At 63.3% G+C, this 21857-nt stretch carries 27 protein-coding genes, 1 tRNA gene and 1 pseudogene; 17 read left to right on the top strand and 12 right to left on the bottom strand.

Features of this window, described 5'->3' with window-relative positions; translation table 11 throughout:
* Positions 1–8: 8 nt before the first annotated feature.
* The 3 genes from Cocul_RS00265 to Cocul_RS00255 are packed head-to-tail and all read right to left on the bottom strand — an operon-like array spanning position 9 to position 3150.
* Positions 9–1340, bottom strand: a complete 1332-nt coding sequence (locus tag Cocul_RS00265) for an ABC transporter substrate-binding protein (RefSeq protein ID WP_069723531.1) — start codon at positions 1338–1340, stop codon at positions 9–11.
* Positions 1341–1361: 21 nt separating this feature from the next.
* Positions 1362–2201, bottom strand: a complete 840-nt coding sequence (locus Cocul_RS00260) for a carbohydrate ABC transporter permease (protein ID WP_055121332.1) — start codon at positions 2199–2201, stop codon at positions 1362–1364.
* 1 nt (position 2202) lies between these two features.
* Positions 2203–3150 (bottom strand): carbohydrate ABC transporter permease, encoded by a 948-nt coding sequence (locus tag Cocul_RS00255; RefSeq protein WP_055121331.1) that lies wholly within the window; start codon positions 3148–3150, stop codon positions 2203–2205.
* Positions 3151–3547: 397 nt separating this feature from the next.
* Between Cocul_RS00255 and Cocul_RS00250 the strand changes: the two genes are divergently transcribed.
* From Cocul_RS00250 to Cocul_RS00230, 5 genes are all read left to right on the top strand, one after another.
* On the top strand, positions 3548–4063 hold the full coding sequence (locus tag Cocul_RS00250) for a CAP domain-containing protein (RefSeq protein ID WP_055121330.1): 516 nt from the start codon (positions 3548–3550) through the stop codon (positions 4061–4063).
* Between the two features lie 326 nt (positions 4064–4389).
* Positions 4390–4938, top strand: a complete 549-nt coding sequence (locus tag Cocul_RS00245; protein ID WP_055121329.1) for an OsmC family protein — start codon at positions 4390–4392, stop codon at positions 4936–4938.
* Positions 4935–5978 (top strand): acyl-CoA dehydrogenase family protein, encoded by a 1044-nt coding sequence (locus tag Cocul_RS00240; protein WP_055121328.1) that lies wholly within the window; start codon positions 4935–4937, stop codon positions 5976–5978. Before Cocul_RS00245 ends, Cocul_RS00240 begins: the two co-directional genes overlap by 4 nt.
* Positions 5979–6452: 474 nt before the next feature.
* On the top strand, positions 6453–6650 hold the full coding sequence (locus tag Cocul_RS00235) for a PLDc N-terminal domain-containing protein (RefSeq protein WP_055121327.1): 198 nt from the start codon (positions 6453–6455) through the stop codon (positions 6648–6650).
* Between the two features lie 9 nt (positions 6651–6659).
* Entirely contained in the window at positions 6660–6890 is a 231-nt protein-coding gene (locus Cocul_RS00230) for a PLD nuclease N-terminal domain-containing protein (RefSeq protein WP_055121326.1), read from the top strand.
* An 18-nt stretch (positions 6891–6908) separates the two neighbouring features.
* Here Cocul_RS00230 and Cocul_RS00225 read toward each other — a convergent pair.
* Positions 6909–6993, bottom strand: a tRNA-Leu gene (locus Cocul_RS00225).
* A gap of 89 nt (positions 6994–7082) precedes the next feature.
* On the opposite strand from Cocul_RS00225, the gene Cocul_RS00220 reads away from it, so the two are divergent.
* Together Cocul_RS00220 and Cocul_RS00215 are read left to right on the top strand one after the other, a co-directional pair.
* Positions 7083–7502 carry a hypothetical protein gene (locus Cocul_RS00220; RefSeq protein ID WP_055121325.1) on the top strand — a complete coding sequence of 140 codons (420 nt, stop codon included), beginning with the start codon at positions 7083–7085 and terminating at the stop codon, positions 7500–7502.
* Between the two features lie 26 nt (positions 7503–7528).
* On the top strand, positions 7529–7903 hold the full coding sequence (locus Cocul_RS00215; protein WP_055121324.1) for a DUF3817 domain-containing protein: 375 nt from the start codon (positions 7529–7531) through the stop codon (positions 7901–7903).
* Here Cocul_RS00215 and rdgB read toward each other — a convergent pair.
* Genes rdgB through Cocul_RS00200 form a run of 3 tightly spaced genes read right to left on the bottom strand, consistent with a single transcriptional unit; the run spans position 7900 to position 10035 of the window.
* Complete coding sequence (rdgB, locus tag Cocul_RS00210; RefSeq protein WP_055121323.1) at positions 7900–8508, bottom strand: RdgB/HAM1 family non-canonical purine NTP pyrophosphatase; 609 nt, start codon at positions 8506–8508, stop codon at positions 7900–7902. The two genes, Cocul_RS00215 and rdgB, sit on opposite strands and share 4 nt — an antisense overlap.
* Before the next feature lie 2 nt (positions 8509–8510).
* Positions 8511–9245 (bottom strand): ribonuclease PH, encoded by a 735-nt coding sequence (rph, locus tag Cocul_RS00205; RefSeq protein WP_055121322.1) that lies wholly within the window; start codon positions 9243–9245, stop codon positions 8511–8513.
* A gap of 22 nt (positions 9246–9267) precedes the next feature.
* On the bottom strand, positions 9268–10035 hold the full coding sequence (locus Cocul_RS00200; RefSeq protein WP_055121321.1) for an MBL fold metallo-hydrolase: 768 nt from the start codon (positions 10033–10035) through the stop codon (positions 9268–9270).
* A gap of 109 nt (positions 10036–10144) precedes the next feature.
* On the opposite strand from Cocul_RS00200, the gene Cocul_RS00195 reads away from it, so the two are divergent.
* From Cocul_RS00195 to Cocul_RS00155, 9 genes are all read left to right on the top strand, one after another.
* Entirely contained in the window at positions 10145–10402 is a 258-nt protein-coding gene (locus Cocul_RS00195) for a helix-turn-helix transcriptional regulator (RefSeq protein ID WP_055121320.1), read from the top strand.
* Between the two features lie 98 nt (positions 10403–10500).
* Positions 10501–10908, top strand: a complete 408-nt coding sequence (locus tag Cocul_RS00190) for a hypothetical protein (protein ID WP_160318471.1) — start codon at positions 10501–10503, stop codon at positions 10906–10908.
* Positions 10909–10942: 34 nt separating this feature from the next.
* Positions 10943–11473 (top strand): hypothetical protein, encoded by a 531-nt coding sequence (locus Cocul_RS00185; protein ID WP_055121318.1) that lies wholly within the window; start codon positions 10943–10945, stop codon positions 11471–11473.
* A 2-nt stretch (positions 11474–11475) separates the two neighbouring features.
* The gene (locus Cocul_RS00180; protein WP_055121317.1) at positions 11476–12033 is read left to right on the top strand and encodes a hypothetical protein; all 558 of its coding nucleotides are present in this window, start codon (positions 11476–11478) and stop codon (positions 12031–12033) included.
* A gap of 12 nt (positions 12034–12045) precedes the next feature.
* Positions 12046–12927 carry an ABC transporter ATP-binding protein gene (locus Cocul_RS00175; RefSeq protein WP_055121316.1) on the top strand — a complete coding sequence of 294 codons (882 nt, stop codon included), beginning with the start codon at positions 12046–12048 and terminating at the stop codon, positions 12925–12927.
* On the top strand, positions 12924–14087 hold the full coding sequence (locus Cocul_RS00170; RefSeq protein ID WP_055121315.1) for an ABC transporter permease: 1164 nt from the start codon (positions 12924–12926) through the stop codon (positions 14085–14087). Before Cocul_RS00175 ends, Cocul_RS00170 begins: the two co-directional genes overlap by 4 nt.
* A gap of 214 nt (positions 14088–14301) precedes the next feature.
* A complete protein-coding gene (locus tag Cocul_RS00165) occupies positions 14302–14664 on the top strand; it encodes a DUF485 domain-containing protein (protein ID WP_055121314.1) in 363 nt (120 codons plus the stop codon).
* Between the two features lie 10 nt (positions 14665–14674).
* Positions 14675–16288, top strand: a complete 1614-nt coding sequence (locus Cocul_RS00160) for a solute symporter family protein (RefSeq protein WP_055121313.1) — start codon at positions 14675–14677, stop codon at positions 16286–16288.
* Positions 16289–16344: 56 nt separating this feature from the next.
* Positions 16345–17514, top strand: coding sequence for an MFS transporter (locus Cocul_RS00155; protein WP_055121312.1), 1170 nt, complete (start codon positions 16345–16347; stop codon positions 17512–17514).
* On the opposite strand, the gene murI is transcribed toward Cocul_RS00155, so the two are convergent.
* Positions 17485–18300, bottom strand: a complete 816-nt coding sequence (murI, locus tag Cocul_RS00150) for a glutamate racemase (RefSeq protein ID WP_150114340.1) — start codon at positions 18298–18300, stop codon at positions 17485–17487. The genes Cocul_RS00155 and murI overlap by 30 nt on opposite strands.
* 130 nt (positions 18301–18430) lie before the next feature.
* Here murI and Cocul_RS00145 point away from each other — a divergent pair, with 130 nt between their 5' ends.
* Positions 18431–19384: an aldo/keto reductase gene (locus tag Cocul_RS00145; protein ID WP_055121310.1), complete on the top strand. Its 954-nt coding sequence runs from the start codon at positions 18431–18433 to the stop codon at positions 19382–19384.
* Positions 19385–19397: 13 nt separating this feature from the next.
* Here the strand turns inward: Cocul_RS00145 and Cocul_RS00140 are convergent, their stop codons facing one another.
* From Cocul_RS00140 to clpS, 4 genes and pseudogenes are all read right to left on the bottom strand, one after another.
* Positions 19398–19997 (bottom strand): rhomboid family intramembrane serine protease, encoded by a 600-nt coding sequence (locus Cocul_RS00140; protein ID WP_055121309.1) that lies wholly within the window; start codon positions 19995–19997, stop codon positions 19398–19400.
* Positions 19994–20931, bottom strand: a pseudogene (locus tag Cocul_RS00135) (P1 family peptidase). The gene Cocul_RS00140 and the pseudogene Cocul_RS00135 overlap by 4 nt, the downstream one beginning before the upstream one ends.
* On the bottom strand, positions 20928–21476 hold the full coding sequence (locus Cocul_RS00130; RefSeq protein WP_055121308.1) for a DUF2017 domain-containing protein: 549 nt from the start codon (positions 21474–21476) through the stop codon (positions 20928–20930). The pseudogene Cocul_RS00135 and the gene Cocul_RS00130 overlap by 4 nt, the downstream one beginning before the upstream one ends.
* A gap of 32 nt (positions 21477–21508) precedes the next feature.
* Entirely contained in the window at positions 21509–21808 is a 300-nt protein-coding gene (gene clpS, locus Cocul_RS00125; RefSeq protein WP_082422080.1) for an ATP-dependent Clp protease adapter ClpS, read from the bottom strand.
* Between the last annotated feature and the right edge of the window lie 49 nt (positions 21809–21857).

Raw genomic sequence — 21857 nt, 5'->3', positions numbered from 1 at the left:
GCTGCCTCCTAAATAAGCGGTTTAACCTGATTCTCATAAATGCGGCTCATGATGTTATTGAGGTTATTCATCACGGTATCCACGTCCTTGCGGCCCGTGGCCACCATTTCCAGCGAACCGCCGATGCGGGGATCGGCTCCAGGAAGGGCCACGCGCACGTTGTCCTGCGGGCGGGTGTGCGGAAGTTGCTCCACGGCCACCCGGAAATTGGGGTTATCCGCCATGAACTTCTGTTGCTCGGGGTCCTCCACCGCCGTGGTGCGTACCGGCATGTAGCCCACGTTGCGGGACCAATAGGCGGTGTTTTCCTTATTGGTGATGAAGTCGATGAACTGGGCGGCGGCAATCTTGCGCTTTTCCGGCAGATTACGCGGGATCGCCAGGCCCGCGCCTCCCGTGGGGCATCCGCCCTGCCCGAGAGGATTGGGCAGTGGCGCAGTGCCGTATTCAAACTTGGCCTGCTTGCTCACCCCGCTGAGATCACCCGTGGAAAGCATGCCACTGGCGCAACGTCCGGCGGAAAAGTCCACGGCTAAGTCGGTGGCGATATAAGACCAGCCGGTATCCGGGGTGGTGGCCTCCTGGAACCAGCGCACCGCCGCGAGCGTCTCCGGGGAGGTCAAACGCAGATCCCAGCCCTGGGAGTACGCCCCGCCCATCGTCCACAGTGGCCCGCTAAACGTCCAGGAGAGGTTGTTGGCGGCGTTGTACCAGCCAAAGGGGCGCTGCTTGGGGTTTGCTCCCGCCAGCTCCCGGCCCCACTGCGCCATTTCCTCCCAGGTTTCCGGCCCGCGCTCGGGCAATCCCGCCTGCGCCCAGGACTGCTTGTTGTAATAGAACAGCGGCGTGGAGCGGGCATAGGGGAAGGCGTAATAGGAGGAATCAATCCGATAGTCCTCGTACAGCGCCGGAACATAGGTGGAGGGATCAATTCCCGCCTTATCCACCAGCTCGGATACCGGGGTGATCTGCTGGTTAATGGCAAAGTTGTACCACCAGACATCGGAAAGCACTACCACGTCGGGCAGATCAATTCCCGTGAGCGAGGCGTTAAACTTATTGGCTACCTCGGAGTAGTTCTTGCCCGCGTCCACCAGGTTGATCCGAATATCCGGGCGCTGCTGCTCCCACCGGCGGATCAACTCCAGCTCATGGTCCTTGGAGGAACCGGGGTGATTAGACCACCAGGTCAGGGAGGTCACGGGGCTGCCGTCATCGGCCGTGTTATCCATGCCGGCGGTGGAACCGGTGCCCGCGCAGGCGCTCAATCCCCCGGCGGCACCCCCGAGCAGCGCCAGCCCGGCGAGGGAGAGGAAGGAACGTCGCTTCATCGTCGTCATGATCTTCTTTACGCTCCTTAATTATCCCTTGACCGCGCCCGTGGTGAGGCCCTTAATCATGTACTTCTGCAAGGCCAAAAAGATCAGCAGGATCGGAATGATGGTGAGCACCGTGGCCGCCATCACCGGGCCCCAGTTGGATACGCCGTCGTTGTTTTGCAGCATGGTCAGCCCCACCTGGAGCGGGGCAACATCTGCGGTATCGGCCATGAGGAACGGCCACAGGTACTGATTCCACTCATTGACCAGCGTGATCACCGAAAAAGCCACCAGCGTGGGCATAGAAATGGGTAGGAGCACGCGGGTGAGCAGGCGCACCGGCCCGGCCCCGTCCATGCGGGCGGCCTCCACCAGTTCGTGCGGCAAGGAGAGGAAATGATTACGCATGAGGAAGGTACCAAAGGCCACGCCCGCCAGGGGCAAAATGATGCCTTGGAAGGTATTGCGCCAGCCCAGGGAGTTAACCAAAGCGTAATTGGAGATCACCGTGATCTCGCTGGGAACCATGAGCGCGGAAATAACTATGAGGAACACAAGGTTGCGCCCGGGAAAACGCAGGATCGCCAGTGCGTAGGCGGAGAGCACTCCGAGCACGATCTTCAAGAGGCACAGGAAGAAAGTGATAATGACGGAGTTGCGCAGATACTGCCAGAACGGCACCCGGGTGGTGGCCTCCTGGTAGTTCTCCGGGTACCAGGTGGGGGGAAGCCAGGTCACCGGGTCCGTATAAATATCGGCGCGGTGTTTAAAGGAGGTCATGAGAATCCAGAACAGCGGAACTCCAATGAGGATCAGCACCGCGATGATTCCCGCATAGCCGCCCAGGAGTTTCCACCAGGGGGCCTTGTGTGATTGCGCCATTTTACTTACTCCTCCCCTTATCCATGTACCGCACCTGCACCAGCGTGATGAGCAGCAAAATGAGGAACAAGATGGTGGCCGCCGTGGCCCCATAACCCGCACGGAAGTTCACGAATGTTTCCTGATACACCTGGTACACCAGCGTGGTGGTGCCCTCGATCTGGGGGCCGCCCCGCGTCATCACATTGATGATGTCAAAGACCTGCACGGAGTTCAGCGTCACCGTAATGGAGAGGAAGAAGGTGGTGGGGCGCAGCTGCGGCAGCGTCACCTTGGTCAGGCGGGTCCACCAGCCCGCGCCATCAATGGCGGCCGCCTCGTCGAGGTCCTTGCTCAACCCCTGCAAGGCCGCCAGGTAGATCACAAAGGTGTACCCCAGGTTCTTCCACACGAAAGTAGTGGTGACCATGAACAGGGCCCAACCGGGCACCTGGTAAAAATTGGGGCTTTCTAGCCCGAACCACCCCAGCACCGCCTGAATGAGCCCAAAGGAAGGATCAAAGATGAACTGAAAGGCCACGCCGATGGCCGCGCCGGAAATAGCAAAAGGAGCAAACACCACGGAACGGGCGAAGTTGCGCCCCATCAGTTTCTGATCCAGCAGCATAGCTAGCCCAAGGCCCAGCACCATCGAGCCGACCACGGCACACAGCGTGAAGATCAGTGTGTTGCCAAGGATCGTGCGGGTGTCCTCGCGGGTGAACCACTCCACGTAATTATCCAGGCCGATGAATTGCGCGGTGGGGCTGGAAATATTCCAGGCGTAAAAGGAAAGGCGGATGTTATCCACCAGCGGCCGGTACGTGAAGATGCCGAGCAGGAGGAGATTCGGCGCGAGGAGGGCCAGCGCCAGGAGGGCCTCCCTACGCCTGGAACCCGCACTCCGTTTTCTCCGCTCCCTCTCGGCCGGCCGGGAGCCTCGTGGAGGATCAGCGTATGCGTGTGTCACGGGGAATCATGGTGTCCCAGGAAAGTGAACGCCAAGCATCTGCCGCGTGAACAGTAGCCGTCAATTAGGCAAACAAGACGGGCATGCCGCTTCCGGTTCGGGGGCAAGATCAGAGGATAGACCGAGAACCCGCTCCCCCTCCGACGACAGTCATCATACGCCAAACCATATTTTTTGCCCGCCCGCATAAAGCACCCTGTAATACGTCCGACGAGAAGCCAAAAGCTCCAATTTAACCGCTCACCCACCCGCCACACACCCCGAACAAAAAACCTTTTATCCGCACTGGGGGAAGGTAAGGCAAGTGAACTTCTCACCGCTCATACCTTTTGTGGACACGTCAAAATACTTCCCCTACGCTCCCTTATAAACGCACCAGTCATTAAAGGAGAGACACGTGAAAGAAAAGAATGACACCGTAGAAAAAGCCGCCGGCATCACCGCCCTGGCCGCGGCCGGAGTAGCCGCGGCGGCGGGTAGCGCCACCGCAGAAGAAGCAGACGTCATGTCCACCGAGATTGCCTCCAGCGAAGGCGTGGAAATCATCTCCACGGAAACCCCAGACTCCTCCGTGGCCTCGGCAGAAAAAGACGCCCGCGACATTGTAGAAAAGACCAATGACATTCGCTCCGCCCACGGCCTGGAGGAACTCTCCGTCAACGAGGACCTTTCCGAGGGAGCCCACCAGTGGGCACAAACGCTCAGCGCCACCGGCACGGTGGAGCACGCCGAGGGAGACTTTGGCGAAAACCTGCACTGGGTGGGCGAGAAGACCCCCGTGGACGAGGTCATGCAGGACTGGATGGACTCCGACGAGCATCGCGTGAACATCCTTGACCCGGAGAGCACGGAGATCGGCACCGCCGTGGTGCACGATGAAAACGGAATGCACTCCGTGCAGCGCTTCCCCTGATCACCCTCGCCACCCTCACCATTCTCGCCGCGCAATGCCCCGACACCCCGACGCTTCCTACGATGACAACAACGCGGAAGCGATGGCAGCAGGAGCGAAACGCCAAGGAGACTCCACGCGGGCCGAAGGACTCCACGGTGAACGGAGCAGACCAAGACCAAGCGGTCTAGGCATTCTTCACCGCATAACATGGGAAACGCTGGGGCTGAGGAAATAAAAGTACAGACAGACTTGTTCACTACATGCATGGCGTGTAGTCTTGGGCGACAACACCGCGAGGGGCACCGCCCCTCGCTCCCCAGAGAACCAAAGAACAAGGAGAAACAATGTCTGACCTCACTCCGAACCACAAGGACGGCGAAGCCCTGGAGCCCATCGACGCCCAGAAGCTCTCCGAGCTAGCCCAGAAGAACATCAATAACCCCGAGGGCGGGCGCAAGAAGATCCGCACCCACACCGAAGCCGATGGCTTCTTCCGCAATTACACCCAGGTGCGCGACCTCGCCCCGGTGCTAGTCTCCGAGCCGCCGCAGCTGCTGGGCGATAACTCCGCCCCCAACCCCACCGAGGTGGCCCAGGCCGCCCTGGCCGCCTGCATCTCCGTGGGCATCCAGGCCATCGCCACCAACCGCGGCGTGACGCTGACCAAGATCGCCATTGATATTGAATCCGACATCGACATCTCCCCCACCTGGGGCACCGGCGACCTGGGCGATCACAAGCGCCCCGGCGTGTCCGATGTCCACGTGAAGATCGACCTCGACGGCGACGCCGACCGCGAAACCCTCGATCAGATCCAGAAGGACGCCATCACCTGGTCCCCCGTGGTGAACACCTACACTCGCCCCGCCAACCTCACCTCGGAGCTGGTATGAGCACGCTGACCTTCACCCCGCTGCCGGAGGACGTCCGCGAGGCCGTCGCCAGCAACGCCAAGGACGTCGATAAGGGCAACAAGGACGCCCGCTACGTGCTGCCGCTGCTGGCCGAGCACCGCCTGATCGGCACCGGCGTGCGCGATACCGCGCGCACGATCCGCGCGTTATCCGCCGAGGACCTCTCCACCGGGTTCACCCTCTGGGCCACCCGCTGCGCGCTGCTGTACCTGGAAACCGCGGGCACCGAATACGCGCTCTCGCTGACCGATCAGCTCCGCTCCGGTGAGCGTCCGGGCGTGTCTGGCATGGCCGGGGCGTTCAAGGACTTCACCGGCGCGGGCGAGATCACCCTGCGCGCCGAGAAGGCGGAGGGCGGCTACCGCATCAACGGCAAACTGAACTGGGCCTCTAATCTCTACGAGGACGCCATCGCCGTCACCGGAGCCAAGACCGCCGAGGGGCACCGCTTCCTCTTCGCCTTCGAGGCCGGGCATGAAGGCATCACCTTCGGCGCGCCCTTTGGCCTACTCGGGCTCAACGCCACCGCGTCCGCCTGGGTGGAATTTAAGGACGTCTTCATTCCGCAGGAGCAGGTGCTCACCGAGGACTTTGCGGACTTCGTGCCCAAGGTACGCCCCGCCTTTGTACTCTTCCAGATCGCGGAGTGCCTGGGCGTGGCCGAGGCCACCACGGCCGCCGCTACCGAGCGCCTCACCGGGCTCAACGCCACCTTTGCCGAAGATCACGCCGCCGTGCAGGAGAAGGTACGCGAGGCCATCGAGCGCCACGAGGAGATCCTCGGCCGCGTGGAGGCCGGCGAAAAGGTCCTGCCGGTGGAACTGCTGGAGTTGCGTCTCGACGCCGCCCAGGCCGCCGTGGAAGCCGCCAACATCGAGGTGCGCGTGGCCGGGGGCGCGGGGTACGCCAAGAACTCCCCCACCTCCCGCCGCTACCGAGAGGCCTCCTTCATTCCCGTGCAGTCCCCCTCCGAGGCGCAGTTGCGCTGGGAATTGGCGCGGGCCAAGAAGAACGCGTAGCGCTGTAGTTTTGCTGTATTTTTTCTGATCCCCATGCCGCCGGGATCGCTATCCTGGCGGAAATGGTCTATTTTCCTTCTGTCCCCGCTAGCGTCCCAGGTTTAGCCTCGCCATCGCATCTTCCACCAATCACCCTCGCGAACTCAGTTCCGTATTCTCTTTCACCGGAACCAACCAGCATGCTTTAAAGAACAGAATCGAAGCATGGAATATTACGGGGAAAGGGAGGTACTCTGAAAATTTCAGATACCACGATCGGCATTACCAACGGAACTCCCATCAGGGCCATCTACCGGCTCCTAAAGGAGAAAAGGCTTGGGACATATGTGCACAAGCCGAAAAGCAATGGAAACTCATTGATGTTCACCCTTTGCCCCATCACAAGGTAAAGGATCATGCCGACAATACGGAAGCCATGCTACTGCACACATAAGGAGCAGCCCCCACCGACTCATCTCTGTTATTCTGGACACTATGCTCCTCACCATCCTCATTCCGCTCCTCTTCATCGGCTTACCTCTCGCCGCCATCATTGTGCTGCTCAGGGATAAGCGTCCGGGACAGGAAACCGCGATATGGGCTCTGGTGATCATATCTGCCCCGGTTTTCGGGGCAGCCATCTACCTCATCTGGCGCCTAATGGAAAAGAGAAAAGCCGCACCCCGCTACTAAGGAGTCACCATGCCCAACATTGGCACCACAGAATTATTAATCTTCGCCCCGTTCGCCATGGCGATGTTCGTCTTACCCATCGTCGCGCTTATCTTCTTATTCCGGGATCGCCGCCCCGGGGTAGAAACCGCCGTCTGGTGCCTGGTCATCGTCATCGCCACGTTCTTGGGCCCCATCGCCTACCTCGTGTGGCGTAAGGTTGAGCAAAAAGATAGCCCCGCTAAGCCCCCGCTGCCCTGATTCGTGTGGCTACGTAAATGGTGCGCCCGGGGGGACTTGAACCCCCACGTCCTTAGACACTGGAACCTAAATCCAGCGCGTCTGCCAATTCCGCCACGGGCGCGCGCAAGGGGAACTATACCACGGCACCCCTCGCGCCCAGCGCACCGCACCTGCTGGGATCAATCCACCAAGCGGGGTACCCTAGACCCCATGAGTGCGCAGAAGCAGGGTCGCGCGCGCAAAAAGGTGCGCGCCTCACACGTCATCTTCCTCGCCCTCGCCGTGGTGGCTACTCTTGCGCTGGCCTGGTGGCAGTGGACGCGCTTCCGCTCCGGTTCCGGTACTTTCCAAAACCTGGGTTATGCCTTGCAGTGGCCCGTGTTCGGCGCTTTTTTTGTGTATGCCTACCGCAAGTTCATGGAGTATGAGAACGAGCGGATCGACGCGGAAAACGCCACCAATGATCCCGATTTCCTCTACGAACGCGATGTGGAGCGCTTCGGCGCCGAGCCCACCGCCATCGATGAGGATTTCCTGCCGCAGCGCCCCACTATCGACGTCGCGGAGTTCAACCAGCGGCACAAGCCCCGGCGCGGTGGCAATGCCCTCGACGGCGTGCCCCGCGAATAGAAACCAATAACGTATAAGGAAAAACTATGACGCAGCCTGCACAGCCTAAGATTCATCCCGAACGCCAGCGACGAGTGCGCAATGCCCTCACATTCTTTTCCATCGCCGCCTGGGTCACAGGTGTATTTTTGCTTGCGCTCTGCGCCGTGATGATCCTCCGCGAACTAACCCCCGTTGATGTTCCCGAGTGGAGTAAGTACGTGGCTATTTTCCACGGCTGGGTGTACATCGTCTTTGTTCTCTCCGCGTTTAACCTGGGCCTTAAGGCCCGGTGGGAGCCTAAGACCTGGATTATCACCGCGCTGTGCGGCGTGGTACCGTTCCTCTCCTTCTACGTGGAGAAGAAGCGCCGCGAAGAAACCATCGAGCGTTTCCAGCTTGGCAATCCCAAGGTTCTTTAGCCCTCCACCAACCCCGCGATTTTCTCCGCCAGCCCCGCCAGCGCCCGCGAGCGGTGGGAACTGGCGTCTTTTTCTTCCGGGCTCAGTTGCGCGGAGGAGCGCCCATCACCATCAGCAGGAGCAAAGAGGGGATCGTAGCCGAAGCCGTTTTCCCCCACCGGCTCGCGCAGAAGGCGGCCCTCCCAGCGGCCCTCGGAGAGGAACTCCTCGCCGCTGGGCAACACCAGGGCGCACACGGACACAAAAGCGGCCGCGCGGCGCTCGTCGGGTACGTCCTTCATCTGGGCCAGCAGCAGGCGGTTATTGGCCTCGTCGTCGCCGTGGCCGCCGGACCACCGCGCGGAGAGCACGCCCGGCATGCCGTTCATTTCCTCCACGGCCAGGCCGGAATCGTCGGCCACGGTGGGCAGGCCCGTGTGCGTGGCCCCGGCGCGGGCCTTGATGAGGGCGTTATCGGCAAAGGTGCGGCCGTCCTCCACCGGCTCGGGGTAGGCGGCTGCCTCGGAGAGGGAGAGCAGTTCCACTCCGGCCACGTGGGCGGAGTCGAGTATGCGGCGCAGTTCGCGTAGTTTCTTGGGGTTGTTGGAGGCTACGAGCAGTTTCATGATTATCCCTCCAGGGCGGCGCGCTGGGCCTCGATGAGGTGCGCGCACCCGGCGGCGGCGGCGTCGAGAAGCTCTCCCAGCTGGGCGCGGTCGAAGGTGCCGTCCTCGCCGGTGCCCTGGATCTCCACGAAACGCCCGGAGGCGGTCATCACCACGTTCATGTCCACCTCGGCGCGGGAGTCCTCCTCGTAGGGGAGGTCGAGGCTCACGCGGCCGTCGATGATGCCCACGGAGACCGCCGCGATGGGCTCACGCAGCGGGGAGCCGGTGACGGCGCCGCGCTCGCGGAGGGTGGCCACGGCGTCGGCCAGCGCCACGTAGGCCCCGGTGATCGCGGCGGTGCGGGTGCCGCCGTCGGCCTGGAGCACATCGCAGTCGATCTGGATGGTGTTCTCTCCCAGCTCGCGCAGGTCTACGGCGGCGCGCAGGGAGCGGCCAATCAGGCGAGAGATCTCGTGGGTGCGGCCCTTGACCTTGCCTTTCATGGATTCGCGCGGCATGCGCTCGGAGGGGGCGGCGGGCAGCATGGCGTATTCGGCGGTGAGCCAGCCCTCGCCGGAGTCTCGCTTGAAGCGGGGCACGCCTTCCTCTGCGGTGGCGGTGCACAGCACCTTGGTGTTGCCGAACTCCACGAGCACGCTGCCCGCGGGGTTGGTGGTGAAGCGGCGGGTGATGCGCACGGGGCGCATTTCGTTGAGGGCGCGGCCATCGGCACGAGTGAAATCCTGAGAACTCATGCTTGTGAGGGTACCCGGCGCGCTAGACCTCGTACACGGTGCCCGGCCAGCCGAACTCCACGGGACCGTCAAACTCCTTTTGCGCCGCCGTCACGGCCTCCTCCGGGTCGAGCCACGGCGGCACGTGCACGATCACCAGGCGTTTCGCCCCGGCCAGGCGGGCGGCGCGCCCGGCTTCCCCACCGCTGAGGTGCATGGCGGGGGCTTTGTTATCGGTACTGGTGCCCCAGTTCGCCTCGCAGAGGAAGAGGTCTACGTCGCGGGCGGCGTCGATAAGGCTGCGCGTCCAGGCGGTGTCCCCGGAGAAGGCTATCGACGCCCCCGTGCGTTCCGTTACCCGCAGCGCGTAGGCCTCCACGGGGTGCACGACCTTAAACGGGGTGACGCTGAGGCGATCGATGGTTTCTTCTTGGCGATCCTGCCAGGGGCTGAAGGCGAAGGTGTCGGAGAAGTCATCCACGCCGTCGGGTTGATCGTCGGAGAAGAGGCGGCCCAGGTGCACCGGGGCGTAGCCGGGGGCCATGAACTGGTGGCGGCGCTGCGCGGCCAGGGTGGGGTGGTAGCGCCGCCACACCAGCAGGGAGGGGAAATCCATGCAGTGATCCGCGTGGAGGTGGGAGAAGATGACGTGAGCCTCCGAGGGGTTGCTCAGCGTTTGAAGATTAGCCAGGGTGCCTGGGCCGAGATCCATGATGACCCCCGGCATGCCTGGGGCCTCGATGAAGTATCCGGACGCCGGGTTGCCGGGGGCACCGAGGCTTCCTGAACTACCAAGGACGGTCAACTTCATGGGTTTTACAGTGCCATGAATCGCACGGTTTTACTAACCCTCGGGCAGGGAACGCGCGACGTGGTGTTAAAAATTGACAGATCGTTGTGTTTATACAACACTATATGGTATGTCCCCAAAGAAAAAGGCGAAGGATCCCATCTTTAACCGGATCAGGGTCCTGCGCGCGGAACGGGACATGTCGCGCGTACAACTCGCGGAGCTCATCGACGTCAACCCCCAGACCATCGGAGCCCTAGAACGCGGGGATCACTCCCCCAGCCTCGACCTCGCGTTCCGCATCTGCGAGGTCTTTGACCTCCCCGTGGAAGCCGTGTTCAGCCGCACCGAGTTCGCCCCCATGTCCACCGCCATGTACCAGAAATGAGAGTTATCGCTATGCCCTCCTCCCCCGCACCCCCTACCAGCGCCAGCGTCCGACGCCGCTCTATCCTGGGCGCCTACGTCAGCCTGGGCCTTGCAGTGGTGTCCATTCCCCTTTCCTTCATCTTCCTTACTCCATCCATGATTCTCTGGGCAGTGGGCATAGCAGGATATGTCGGTTGCGTGGTCTCCTTACTCAAAGCCACGGGCGGTCAAACCCAATCATCACGCCTCGACGATCTCGACGAATATCAACGAGAACGAGCTCTTATCGCCAGAAGCCGCGCCATGAATATTTTGCTATGCGGTCTACTGGCTGTCATGTTGACGCTACTCACACTGCCCGCGCTCATCACCACACTTCAACCCAGCCCGGAGGAAACAGCCACCTGGGTGCGCGCGATAGGCATGTCCGCCGGAATCATCGCCTTGGGTTCCACCATCGCCATATTCAGAGACATCGCCACCGGTATGAACCGCGATGAAACCCTATCCCCAGACCTTGGTTAACCCCCTCCCTATAGAAACAGCCCCAAGGAGAACCATGTCCCTCACCGACTTCATCATGGGTTACGACGAGCGCCAGGCCCGGCGCTGGCACGCCAAACAAGAACGTCGAGGCACCCCACTTCCCGCCTGGCGCACCCCGCAGCGCCAACGATTGCTCATCGGCACGTATTTTGGCGCTCTCTCCGTGAGCTTCATCGCCGCCATAGGAGTCTTCTTTTCGCTCCCCTTCATCTGGCTGTGGATTTTCACAACGCTCATCAGTTTCGGCTCCTGGTGCATATTGCGGGAAACCATCGACCACAAAGATTTTGCCCCCGCCGCCGTGCTCGATGAGTACGAGAATCAGGTGCTCAATACCTGGCGCTCCCTGGCCTTTGGCCTATGCACATCTATTCTTCCACTTTTAGCCTGTGCCCTCGGTGTACTCAGCGTCCTTGACTCCGCAAATCTGAGCCGTTGGCTCTTCTCACTAGCTCTGTTAACGGCAAGTACCGGTTTTCTCATCGGAATGCTCCCCGCCGTGGGATACAGCCTCGCCTTCCACACCTCCGATCCAAAGGAATAACCATGATTTCCCTCGATACCCTGTACCGCAATCACGAGGCGGCCAAAGCCCGGCGCTGGGAAAAGAACCAGGCACAGAGTGGTGCCTGGCTTGCCTCCTGGCGCAACCGCACCACCACCCTGAGGCTCGTATTTTCCCTGTGGGGTTTATGCGCGCTGGCCCTCACCCTCGCCGTGATCGGGCTGTGGTGGCGGCCTGCATATTTTGCCAGCCTCGTTGTCATGCTTCTTGTCTGCGTACCATGGATACTGCTGCGGATCACCATTAATTCCAAGGAAGATGCCCCTGCCACGGTGCTCGACGAGTACGAGAACTCCGTGGTGAATTTCTGGAATCGCATCACCTTGCGCCTGCTCATCGCGTGGGGTTTTGCCTTCTTTCTCATCCTCAGCCTTACCAATTCTTTCTCCCTATATACCGCAGTCGATACTCCCCCAACCTGGTGGAACGTCATTCTCGGAGGGATCTTTCTCATTGCCTCCCTCCTCATCACCACCCTCCCCGCCGTGGGCTACGCCCTCACCTTTCACGCCCGCCCCGACACCGATTCCACAGAATAAGGAGTAACCACCATGCCCGATCTTCACATACGCGGCCTCAATAAATCCTATGGCGATCACCGCGTGCTCACCGATATGACCTTTTCCGTGCGCGAGGGCGAGGTCTATGGCTTCGTGGGCTCCAACGGCGCGGGCAAGTCCACCACCATGCGCATCGCGCTGGGCGTGCTGGCCGCTGATTCCGGCGAGGTGCTGCTGGGTAATTCCCCGCTCGACGATGATCTGCGCCGCCACATCGGATACATGCCGGAGGAGCGCGGCTTGTATAACAAGGAGCCCATCGCGGACCAGCTCATTTTCTTAGGGCGCCTCCACGGCATGACCAAGGCCGCCGCCGCCCGCAGCGCACAGGACCTCCTGGAGAAGTTGGGCCTGGCCGAGCGCGCTAAGGATCCCCTCAATGACCTTTCCCTGGGCAACCAGCAGCGCGTGCAGCTGGCGGCCTCCTTGATCCACGATCCCCGCGTGCTCATTCTCGATGAGCCCTTTTCCGGACTTGACCCCGTGGCCGTGTCCGTGATGAGCACCATGCTTTTAGAGAGGGCCGCCGCCGGGGTGCCTGTTCTCTTTTCCTCCCACCAGCTCGACCTGGTGCAGCGGCTCTGCGATCGCGTGGGCATCATCTCCGGCGGCGCCATGCGCGCCGAGGGCACCGTGGCCGAACTGCGGCAGCGCGGCCCGCGCCGCTACGAGGTGAGCACCCCGGCGCGCGGCTGGTACCCGCCGGGGGCCACGGTGGTGGAGGAGACGTCGGAAGCCGTCATCGTGGAACTCGCCGCCGAAGCCGATGAGCAGCAAGTGCTCCGCGCTGCCCTGGCCGCCGGGCCCGTCCATTCCTTTACTCCGCACGTTCCCGATCTCACCGACCTGTTCCAGGAGGTTGTCCAGGCATGAGTTACTCCCGCATGAACACCATTGGCACCGTGGCCGCCCAGGAGGTGCGCATTGCCACGCGCAATAAGGCCATCAAGTTTTCCCTCGCCATCATCATCGTGGCCATCGTTGCCGCCTGCGGCGTGTTTAGTTGGCTGCAAAACCGCGATGCCGATCAGCCGCACCTGGTGGTGGCGGGCATGGAGGCCTACGAGTTTCAGGAACTCTCCGGCGCTCCCGGCATCGAGGTTTCCACCGCCGACGCCCCCACCGCGCGCGAGCAGGTAAAAGATACTGCCGACGCCGCCCTCATCGCCACCCCGGAGGGCTGGGAATTGCTTGCCGACGGCACCCCGGATTCCACTATCGCCGCCGCCACCGAGGCCGCCGCGCAGGCTATGGCGCACCGCCACGCCCTCGATTCCCTGGGGCTCAGCCCCACGGATTACGCGCAGGCCGCCGACCCCGTGAATATCACCCACACCACTATCGGGGAGGAAACGGACTTTGGCACTGTATCCTCCGTTCTGGTCGGAATAATAGTGGTGATGTACTTCATCATGCTCTTTGCCGGGAATATCGGCGGGCGCGTCACGGAGGAGAAGTCCTCGCGCGTGATCGAGTTGATCCTGGCCACCGCCCGGCCAATGGACTTCCTGGCGGGCAAACTCCTGGGCAACCTCGCCATCGGGTTTATCAGCACCCTCATCGTCAGCGCCGTGGGTGTGACGGCCCTCAATGTCACTGGCCTGGCAGAGAATATCAACTTTCACTTCGCCCTGCTGCCGCTCTTCCTGGTGGCGTTCGTCCTGGGCATGTTGTTCTTCGGCACGCTGTGGGCGGCGGCGGGTTCGATGGTCAGCCGCAGCGAGGATCTGGCCTCCACACAGGCGCCCATCATGACGCTGGCCTTTGCCACCATCTACGCGGCGTCCTTCGGAATGAACGCCACCGATTCCACCATCATGCACGTGCTCGCCTGGGTTCCGCCCTTCTCCCTCACGGTGGCCCCCACTCAGTACGCCGCCGGGGAGATGAGCGGCCTGGGCCTCGGGTTGAGTTATGGGGTGCTGGCCCTCGCCGTGTTGGCGGCGCTGGCGCTCACCGCCCGGGTCTATCGCCGCTCCATCCTGCGCAATGGCCAAAAGGTCACCTGGCGCGCGGCCCTGAGCGGCAACTAGCCCTTCAACACCACACGGATACCCCCACGTACCACCCCCACGCTCCCGGCATTTCCACTGGTCACCACGCTTCCCCCACCCACATGATTGGGTGGGGGAAAATTATTCCCTACAGTTTTTCAGCGGAACGCAACCTTTATGTACACTATCCGACAATCTCACACATATAGTGAGTCAACCCACTCATTATGGACTACGGATAGGCAGGCTACGCATGACCACCGCCACCTCCGGGGCCGCGCCCCACACCCCCACTAGCGAGGAGTTCCGCCGGGCCCAACAAAGCCCGGAGTTCCTCGAATTGCGCTCCAAGATCCGCTCCTTCACGTTCCCCATCACCATCGCAGGCCTGACATGGTTTGTGCTCTACATCGTCCTAGCTATGTATGCCCCCAGCCTCTACGCCACCCCCGTGATAGGCAACATCAACCTCGGCATCGTGCTGGGACTGCTGCAATTCCTCACCACGTTCCTCATCACCTGGGCCTACGTGCGCTACGCGGAGCGCCAGATTGAGCCGCGTTCCTCCGCCCTGCGCGAGAGCCTCGAACAGCCCCACACCGCGGACCACGCCTAAAGGAGCCACCATGAATCACACTCACATCCTCGCCCAGGGCGATACCGGCAATCCCCTGCTCAACATCGGCGTCTTTGCCGCCTTCATCATCGCCACCATGACCATCGTCATGCGCGTGGGCCGCACCACCACCAAGGCATCGGACTTCTACACCGGCGGGGCCAGCTTCTCCGGGCGGCAAAACGGCCTGGCCATCGCCGGGGATTATCTCTCGGCGGCGTCCTTCCTCGGCATCGTCGGGGCCATCTCTCTGACCGGCTATGACGGCTTCCTCTACTCCATCGGGTTCTTCGTGGCCTGGCTCGTGGCCCTGCTGCTGGTGGCCGAGCCGCTGCGCAACACCGACAAGTTCACCATGGCAGACGTGCTTTCCTTCCGCCTCAAGCAACGCCCGGTGCGCATCGCCGCCGCAATGGCCACGCTCTTCGTCTCCCTCTTCTACCTGATCGCACAGATGGCTGGCGCAGGCGCCCTGGTCTCCGTGCTGCTGGATATACACGAGAAATCCGCCCAGGCGCTCGTCATCGCCGTGGTGGGCGTGATTATGACGGCCTACGTGCTCATCGGTGGCATGAAGGGCACCACATACGTGCAGATGATTAAGGCCGTGTTGTTGTGCGGCGGCGTGATCGTGATGACCATCATCATTCTGGTCATCGTGCGGGGCAACTTCTCCGAACTCCTCCACATGGCCGTGGACAAGCACGGAGGCAACACCGCGATCCTGGAGCCGGGCATGAAGTACGGGGCCTCCAACACCTCCAAGCTGGACTTTATCTCCCTGGGCCTGGCCCTGGTTCTCGGCGTGGCGGGCCTACCCCACGTGCTCATGCGCTTTTATACCGTGCCCACCGCCCGCGAGGCACGCAAGTCCGTAACCTGGGCCATCGTGCTCATCGGCGGGTTTTACCTGCTCACCCTCCTCCTGGGCTATGCCGCCGCGGCCCTGGTGGGCCCGGACGCCATCAAGGAGGCCCCCGGCGGAGCCAACGCCGCCGCACCCCTGCTGGCCCTTTCCCTGGCCGGGCCGATCTTCATGGCCCTGATCTCCGCGGTGGCCTTTGCCACGGTGCTGGCCGTGGTGGCGGGCCTGGCCATTACCGCCTCCGCCTCCATCGCGCACGATATTTATGATGCCGTGCTACGTGACGGCACCTCCACCCTCGAGGAGCAGGTGCGCGTCTCACGGATCACCGTGATTATCATCGGCATCGTCTCCACCATTTTGGGAATCGCCGCCATGGATCAAAACGTCGCCTTCTTGGTCTCCCTGGCCTTCTGCACCGCGGCCTCGGCCAACGTGCCCACCATCTTGTTCTCCCTGTACTGGAAGCGCTTTAACACCACCGGTGCGGTGGCCTCCATGTACACCGGGCTCATCTCCTCCCTGGTGCTTATCATCTTCTCTCCGGCGGTCTCCGGCTCGCCCACCTCGGTGATCCCGGGGGCGGACTTCGCGTTCTTCCCGCTGAATAACCCCGGGCTCGTCTCCATTCCCTTGGGATTCCTGGCCGCGATCATCGGCACCTACCTGGGCCGCCCAGATAACCTCGATCATCTCCAGGCGGAGATGGAGGTGCGCTCGCTCACCGGCGTGGGGGTGGAGGCCCCGGTGCAGCACTAAAGCAATTCGGGGGTAGGGTTTTCTATAGATCAAACGAAAACCCTTAAGGGAGGCCCATGCGCCAGCACACCTGGATTCTGCTGCTCATCGTCATGGCCCCGCAGCTGGGCCTCTCCCTGCTCAACCCGGCCAACTCCACCATCGCGGCGGATCTGGGAATACCGCTGAACCAGGTGGAGTTCACCCTCACCCTATACATGTCCGGGTACGCGCTGAGCATGTTCCTCGCCGGAACCCTGGCGGATCGCTTTGATGCCCGCCGCCTGCAATCCCTAGGCTTAGCACTCTTCGCCCTGGGCAGCCTGATCTGCGCGGCGGCCCCAAACATCGCTGTGCTGGGAGCAGGCCGTTTTCTCCAGGCCCTCGGCGGTACCTCGGCCACGGTGCTCTGCCGGATCATCGTGCAGCGCCACTATCCCGCCGAGGCCCGCGTGGGCGTGCTGGCCTCCATGTCCATGATGATCTCGCTCACCCCGGCGCTCTCTCCCTTAGTGGGCGGGGCGCTCTCCCAGGTCGCGCCCTGGCGCATGCTGTTCCTGTTCACCGCGATCTTCGCAGTGGCGCTCATCCCCTTGCTGGAGTTACTGCTGGCCCCCGCCACACCCACCAACCCCAGCCGCCCCTCGGCGCGGCAGTACGCTGACGCCATCACCCAGGCCCTGAGCAACAAGCATTTCCGCTGGTACGCCCGGTGCATCTGCCTGGTGTGGATGACGTACTTCGGTTTCATTCATTCCTCCAGCACGCTGCTGCAATCCATGCTCGGGCAATCCTCCCTGGCCTACGGGGCTCTGGTGGCCATTCCCGCGCTGGGTTATCTGTGCGGCAGCTTGATGGTCAAGCGCTCCGCCTCGCTCAACCAGGCGATGACCAGGGCAGTAACCAGAGCTATAGCCTGTGGAGCGGCGGGGCTGCTGCTCAGCGTGGGAGCGGGGCTGCTCGCTCACCCGCTCGCCCTGGTGATAAGCCTGGCGGTGGCGTTCGTCGGGGTGGGTGCCGTGATCCCCTACGCCCAGGCGGGGCTGCTCGGGGTGCGGACCACCTATCCGGGGCTTAGCACCGGCTTCTTCTTTTTCCTGCAAATGGCCAGCGGTGCGCTCTACGGGGTGGTTCTCAGCACCCTGGCCCCCGCCACTGTTCCCGCCCTGCTCGCCGCGATCCTCCTGCCGCAGGCGGTGCTCACCGCGTGCTTCGTTTTAGCCCACCTGCGTGGTTCCCGCGTCTAGATCCGCCACGCCGGGGCCAAGGAATCGGCTGGCGAGCTGGGCGAAGAGGGCGGGATCGCCGGTGGTTTCAAAGCGGCGCACAGGCGGCGCTGCACCGGAAGCGGCGGCGTCGGCAAGCAAATCTCGCTGGGACAGAGCCTTGAGCACGTCCTTGGTGGCCTCCTCGGCGGAAGATACCAGGGCCACATTATCGCCCATTGCCAGCTGAATCACGGCGGAGAGCAGCGGGTAATGCGTGCAGCCCAACACCAGGGTGTCCACATCCTGCTCCTTGAGCGGGGCAAGGTATCCGCGCGCCACGTCCAAAATCTCCGGCCCGGAGGTCACCCCCCGTTCCACGAAGGGCACGAACTGCGGGCAGGCCTGGGCGGTCACTCGCACGCCGGGGTTGATGGAAAAGAGGTCTTGGTACGCCCCGGAGTTGATGGTGCCCTGGGTGCCAATCACCCCGATGCGCCCGTTGCGGGTGGTGGCCATGGCGCGCCGCACGGCGGGGTGGATGACCTCGATCACGGGGACGTCGTAGCGCTCCCTGGCATCGTGCAGGAAGGAGGCGGAGGCCGTGTTGCAGGCGATGACCAGCATCTTGCAGCCGCGGCCCACCAGTTCATCGGCGATGCGGGTGGCGTGGCTGCGCACCTCCGCAATGGGCAGGGGGCCATAAGGGCCGTGGGCGGTGTCTCCGATGTAGATCACCGATTCGTTGGGCAACTGATCCATCATGGTGCGCGCCACGGTCAGCCCGCCGAGGCCGGAATCAAAAACACCAATGGGCGCGTTGCGCATCGCAGTATCCGTATCCACGTCTGGCCATCCTACGCCCCCGCGCTATGCCTCCTACCCCACACTCAGCGCGCCGCGGAGGAAACGCCTACCATCGCTCAGGAGACATATTCCTCGCCCGGAAAGGCATTCCATGAGGCCCACCGTTGCTCTCCCCGGCACCGACCTCCGCGTATTCCCCCTCAACCTGGGCGGAAATACCTTCGGTTGGACGGCCGACGAAGCCACCAGCTTCGACATTCTGCACTCCTACGCCCAGGCCGGGGGCAACTTCCTCGACACCGCCGACGTCTACTCCGCCTGGGTTCCCGGCAATCGGGGCGGGGAATCGGAGAGCATCATCGGCTCCTGGCTGCATACCCTCAGCGCCCCGGAGCGCGAGGAGATGGTGATCGCCACCAAGGTGGGCCGCCTGGAGCCTCACGCCTCGGTGGGCGCGGCGGACATCATCGACGCCACCTGCGCCAGCCTGGATCGCCTGCGGATCGACACCATCGACCTGCTCTACCTGCACTTCGACGATGACACCACGCCCATCGAGGAGCAGATCGAGGCCTGCTGCGACCTCATCAAGCGCGGGCACGCCCGCTACATCGGTCTTTCCAACTACGCGCCGCAGCGCATGCGGGCCTTCCTCGACCTCTCGCGCGGCACCGAGGCCGCCCCCGTGGCGCTGCAACCGCACTATAACCTGCTGCACCGCCACGACTACGAGCGCACGCTGCGCCCCCTGCCCCAGGAGCACCGCACGGCCGTATTCCCGTATTACGCCCTGGCCTCGGGCGTACTCACCGGCAAGTTTCGACGCCGCGAGGACACCTCCGGCACCGCGCGGGAGAACAGCACCGCCGCGCTGATAACCCCAGAAACCGAGGCCGTGCTGAACACCCTAGACCGCCTCGCCTCGCTTCACGACGCCTCCCCCGCCACCATCGCGCTGGCCTGGCTGCGCGCCAAGGGAGCCACCGCCCCCATCGCGTCCGTCTCTCGGCCCGATCAACTCCCCGAACTCATGGCGGTGGCGCACACGCAGCTCTCCGTCTCGGAGGTCATGCAACTCGACGCCGCCTCGCAGCCCTTCGCCTAGCCCCACGCCCCGCCTACAGCGGCTGCGGCTCCACCTGCTTGGCGCGCGGCTGGGGATCGTCGGAAGTAATCACCATCGCCGCCACGATGCCCCCGAGCGCCCCAAAGAGGTGCCCCTGCCAGGACACCCCGGCGGTTCCCGGCAGCACCCCCCAGATCAGGTAGGAATACGCCGAACCCAGGATCACTCCCAGCAGGATCTGCCGCAGGCTGCGGTTAAACAAACCACGAACCACCAGGTAGGAGAGCCAGCCGTACACCATACCCGAGGCACCCACGTGGGTGGTGCCCACCCCGCCGAAAAGCCACATGCCCATTCCGGCGAAGATCACCACGAATCCCGTGACCTCCCACCAGGTGCGCGGGCCGGTCACGCCGATGAGGAAGCTGAAGATCGCCCCCGGCACAGTATTAGACATCAGGTGGGCGTAATCCCCGTGCAGGAGAGGAGCCGTGAAGATCGCCCACAGGCTCGACACGTCGCGGGGATGCACGCCAAAGGCCACGAGGCCGCCGCCAAAGACCGCGTCATTAATGATGTGCACCGCCCAGATGGCCACCACGTAAAGCGTGGCGAAGCTCAGCCCGGAGACCAGCCGGGAGCCGGCCGTCACGAGGCAATCTCCCGGTAAGCGGTCACCTCAAGGTCCTCGCTGGCCTCTGCCGAAACCACCGCGTCCACGATCGCGCGGGCCACCACCTCGGCGGCCCCCGAGCACAGGTGCGCCAGCACCGGCACCGCCACACCCAACGGCTGCCAGGCCGTAGAGAGCGCGAAGAGGGTATCGCCGTCCATCGGCAGGTGCGCCGGGCGCACCGCCCGGGAGAGGCCATCGTGACCGGACATGGCCAGGCGCTTGGCATGGGTGCTGGTGAGCGGCGCGTCCGTGGCGATCACGCCGATGGTGGTGTTCAGGTTGGCCCCCGGCGCGCTGAGCTTGCCAAAGGCCTGCGGGTCCACCTTGCGGGAGGGATCCGCCCACAGCGTGCCGTCCTGGGGGTTCACCACCCCCCCATCGGGTTGGCCACCACTAGGGCGGCCACCCGGTAATCGCCCACCTTGAGCGCGGCCTGGCCCACCCCGCCGCGGAGGCGGCCCGCGGTGGCCCCGCAGCCTGCGCCCACGCTGCCTCGGCGCGGTTCCTGAGCGCGATAGGAATCCTTCAACGCCTCTACCCCCTGGGCGGCGCCCGGCAGGCGCTGATCGCCCACCAGGAGATCAAAGATCACGGCCCCCGGCACAATGGGAATGCGGATGTTCTTGGTGGCCGGAAAGCCCACCTTTTGCTGCGCCAGGCCGCGCATCACGCCGTCGGCGGCCGCCAGGCCAAAGGCGGAGCCTCCCGCCAGCGTGATCGCGTGAACCCGCTCCACGGTGTTGTGGGGATCGAGCAGGTCGGTCTCCCTGGTGCCGGGGCCGCCGCCGCGCACGTCCACGGCAGCGAGGGCGCCGTCACCGTCGGTCACGCGGATCACGGTGACCCCGGTGCTGTCCATGCTGTGATGCCCCACGGCCAGGCCGGGGATGTCTGTTAAGGAACCGCTCATCGCTCTCCCATCATCGCTTCCAAGAGGGAATCCTGGTGATAGGCCAACCACTCCACCAGGCGCTCCGCCTCGCGCACCCCTTGCGGGGTCTCGCCGCCCTGCGCCCCGGCGGAGACGTAGAGCCGCAGGTCATTGACGGCCGCCAGCCAGGAGTGCACCTGGGATTCCTCCAGGGTCACGTTCACCGAGCCGTCCGGCCCCAGGGCCTGCACGATCACCTGGAGGTTCTCCAGCTTGCCGCGCACGATGTCGTTTTCGTGGAAGGAACGCAGCAGGGAGTTGTCTCCCTCGAACTCCTCGTCGCCCTCGCGCTCAAAGTCCGGCAGGAGGCGCGCCAGGGAGGGGTCCTCCGGGGCCTCCTTGTGCCCGGTGGACAGGCCGGTCATCTCCGCTAGTTCATCCCTGGGGGCCGAGCGCACGCGTTCGATCAGCGCCTCGGAGACCGCCGAGGCAAGGTTGCCCATCACCTCGCGCTCCATGGGGTCGAGCACCGTGGAATACTTGGGCGCCCGCATGAGGCTTTTCTTTTTCCGCCACTGCTGCATGAGTGTTTTTGTTGCTCCTTGTGTTCCTGCGGTTAACCGGCTTGCTGCATGGTCGCCCACAGGCCTGCCACCTGGAGCTTTTTCACGTCGCCCTCCACCTTGTCTCGCTCGCCGGAGGACACGGCCGCCTTGCCCTCCGTGTGCACCTGCATCATCAGCTCGGTGGCGCGCTTGCGGTCATACCCCAGCACGGTCTGGAACACGTAGGCCACGTAATTCATCAGATTCACAGGGTCATCCCACACCACACACACCCACGGCAGGTTTTCCGCCGAGGCCACGTCCACCTGGACCTCTTCATCCAACTCGGGCATGGCCATTGGGGAACTCATGGCTACGGGGCAATTCATGCCACACAGCCTAGTCAACACCCCACCCCGG

It is taken from the genome of Corynebacterium oculi (assembly GCF_001412105.1).
In the GTDB taxonomy this organism is placed as follows: Bacteria; Actinomycetota; Actinomycetes; order Mycobacteriales; family Mycobacteriaceae; genus Corynebacterium; species Corynebacterium oculi.
The sequence above is the reverse complement of the archived record's forward strand: the minus strand, read 5'-3'. Positions and strand labels throughout refer to the sequence as shown.

What these genes read in the sequence shown, in the direction of transcription:
- Cocul_RS00265 (WP_069723531.1), bottom strand. Translation starts at nt 1,340, where the DNA reads ATGACGACGATGAAGCGACGTTCCTTCCTCTCCCTCGCCGGGCTGGCG.
- Cocul_RS00260 (WP_055121332.1), bottom strand. Translation starts at nt 2,201, where the DNA reads ATGGCGCAATCACACAAGGCCCCCTGGTGGAAACTCCTGGGCGGCTAT.
- Cocul_RS00245 (WP_055121329.1), top strand. Translation starts at nt 4,390, where the DNA reads ATGTCTGACCTCACTCCGAACCACAAGGACGGCGAAGCCCTGGAGCCC.
- Cocul_RS00240 (WP_055121328.1), top strand. Translation starts at nt 4,935, where the DNA reads ATGAGCACGCTGACCTTCACCCCGCTGCCGGAGGACGTCCGCGAGGCC.
- Cocul_RS00235 (WP_055121327.1), top strand. Translation starts at nt 6,453, where the DNA reads ATGCTCCTCACCATCCTCATTCCGCTCCTCTTCATCGGCTTACCTCTC.
- Cocul_RS00230 (WP_055121326.1), top strand. Translation starts at nt 6,660, where the DNA reads ATGCCCAACATTGGCACCACAGAATTATTAATCTTCGCCCCGTTCGCC.
- Cocul_RS00220 (WP_055121325.1), top strand. Translation starts at nt 7,083, where the DNA reads ATGAGTGCGCAGAAGCAGGGTCGCGCGCGCAAAAAGGTGCGCGCCTCA.
- Cocul_RS00215 (WP_055121324.1), top strand. Translation starts at nt 7,529, where the DNA reads ATGACGCAGCCTGCACAGCCTAAGATTCATCCCGAACGCCAGCGACGA.
- rdgB (WP_055121323.1), bottom strand. Translation starts at nt 8,508, where the DNA reads ATGAAACTGCTCGTAGCCTCCAACAACCCCAAGAAACTACGCGAACTG.
- rph (WP_055121322.1), bottom strand. Translation starts at nt 9,245, where the DNA reads ATGAGTTCTCAGGATTTCACTCGTGCCGATGGCCGCGCCCTCAACGAA.
- Cocul_RS00200 (WP_055121321.1), bottom strand. Translation starts at nt 10,035, where the DNA reads ATGAAGTTGACCGTCCTTGGTAGTTCAGGAAGCCTCGGTGCCCCCGGC.
- Cocul_RS00195 (WP_055121320.1), top strand. Translation starts at nt 10,145, where the DNA reads ATGTCCCCAAAGAAAAAGGCGAAGGATCCCATCTTTAACCGGATCAGG.
- Cocul_RS00185 (WP_055121318.1), top strand. Translation starts at nt 10,943, where the DNA reads ATGTCCCTCACCGACTTCATCATGGGTTACGACGAGCGCCAGGCCCGG.
- Cocul_RS00180 (WP_055121317.1), top strand. Translation starts at nt 11,476, where the DNA reads ATGATTTCCCTCGATACCCTGTACCGCAATCACGAGGCGGCCAAAGCC.
- Cocul_RS00175 (WP_055121316.1), top strand. Translation starts at nt 12,046, where the DNA reads ATGCCCGATCTTCACATACGCGGCCTCAATAAATCCTATGGCGATCAC.
- Cocul_RS00170 (WP_055121315.1), top strand. Translation starts at nt 12,924, where the DNA reads ATGAGTTACTCCCGCATGAACACCATTGGCACCGTGGCCGCCCAGGAG.
- Cocul_RS00165 (WP_055121314.1), top strand. Translation starts at nt 14,302, where the DNA reads ATGACCACCGCCACCTCCGGGGCCGCGCCCCACACCCCCACTAGCGAG.
- Cocul_RS00160 (WP_055121313.1), top strand. Translation starts at nt 14,675, where the DNA reads ATGAATCACACTCACATCCTCGCCCAGGGCGATACCGGCAATCCCCTG.
- Cocul_RS00155 (WP_055121312.1), top strand. Translation starts at nt 16,345, where the DNA reads ATGCGCCAGCACACCTGGATTCTGCTGCTCATCGTCATGGCCCCGCAG.
- murI (WP_150114340.1), bottom strand. Translation starts at nt 18,300, where the DNA reads ATGCGCAACGCGCCCATTGGTGTTTTTGATTCCGGCCTCGGCGGGCTG.
- Cocul_RS00145 (WP_055121310.1), top strand. Translation starts at nt 18,431, where the DNA reads ATGAGGCCCACCGTTGCTCTCCCCGGCACCGACCTCCGCGTATTCCCC.
- Cocul_RS00130 (WP_055121308.1), bottom strand. Translation starts at nt 21,476, where the DNA reads ATGCAGCAGTGGCGGAAAAAGAAAAGCCTCATGCGGGCGCCCAAGTAT.
- clpS (WP_082422080.1), bottom strand. Translation starts at nt 21,808, where the DNA reads ATGAGTTCCCCAATGGCCATGCCCGAGTTGGATGAAGAGGTCCAGGTG.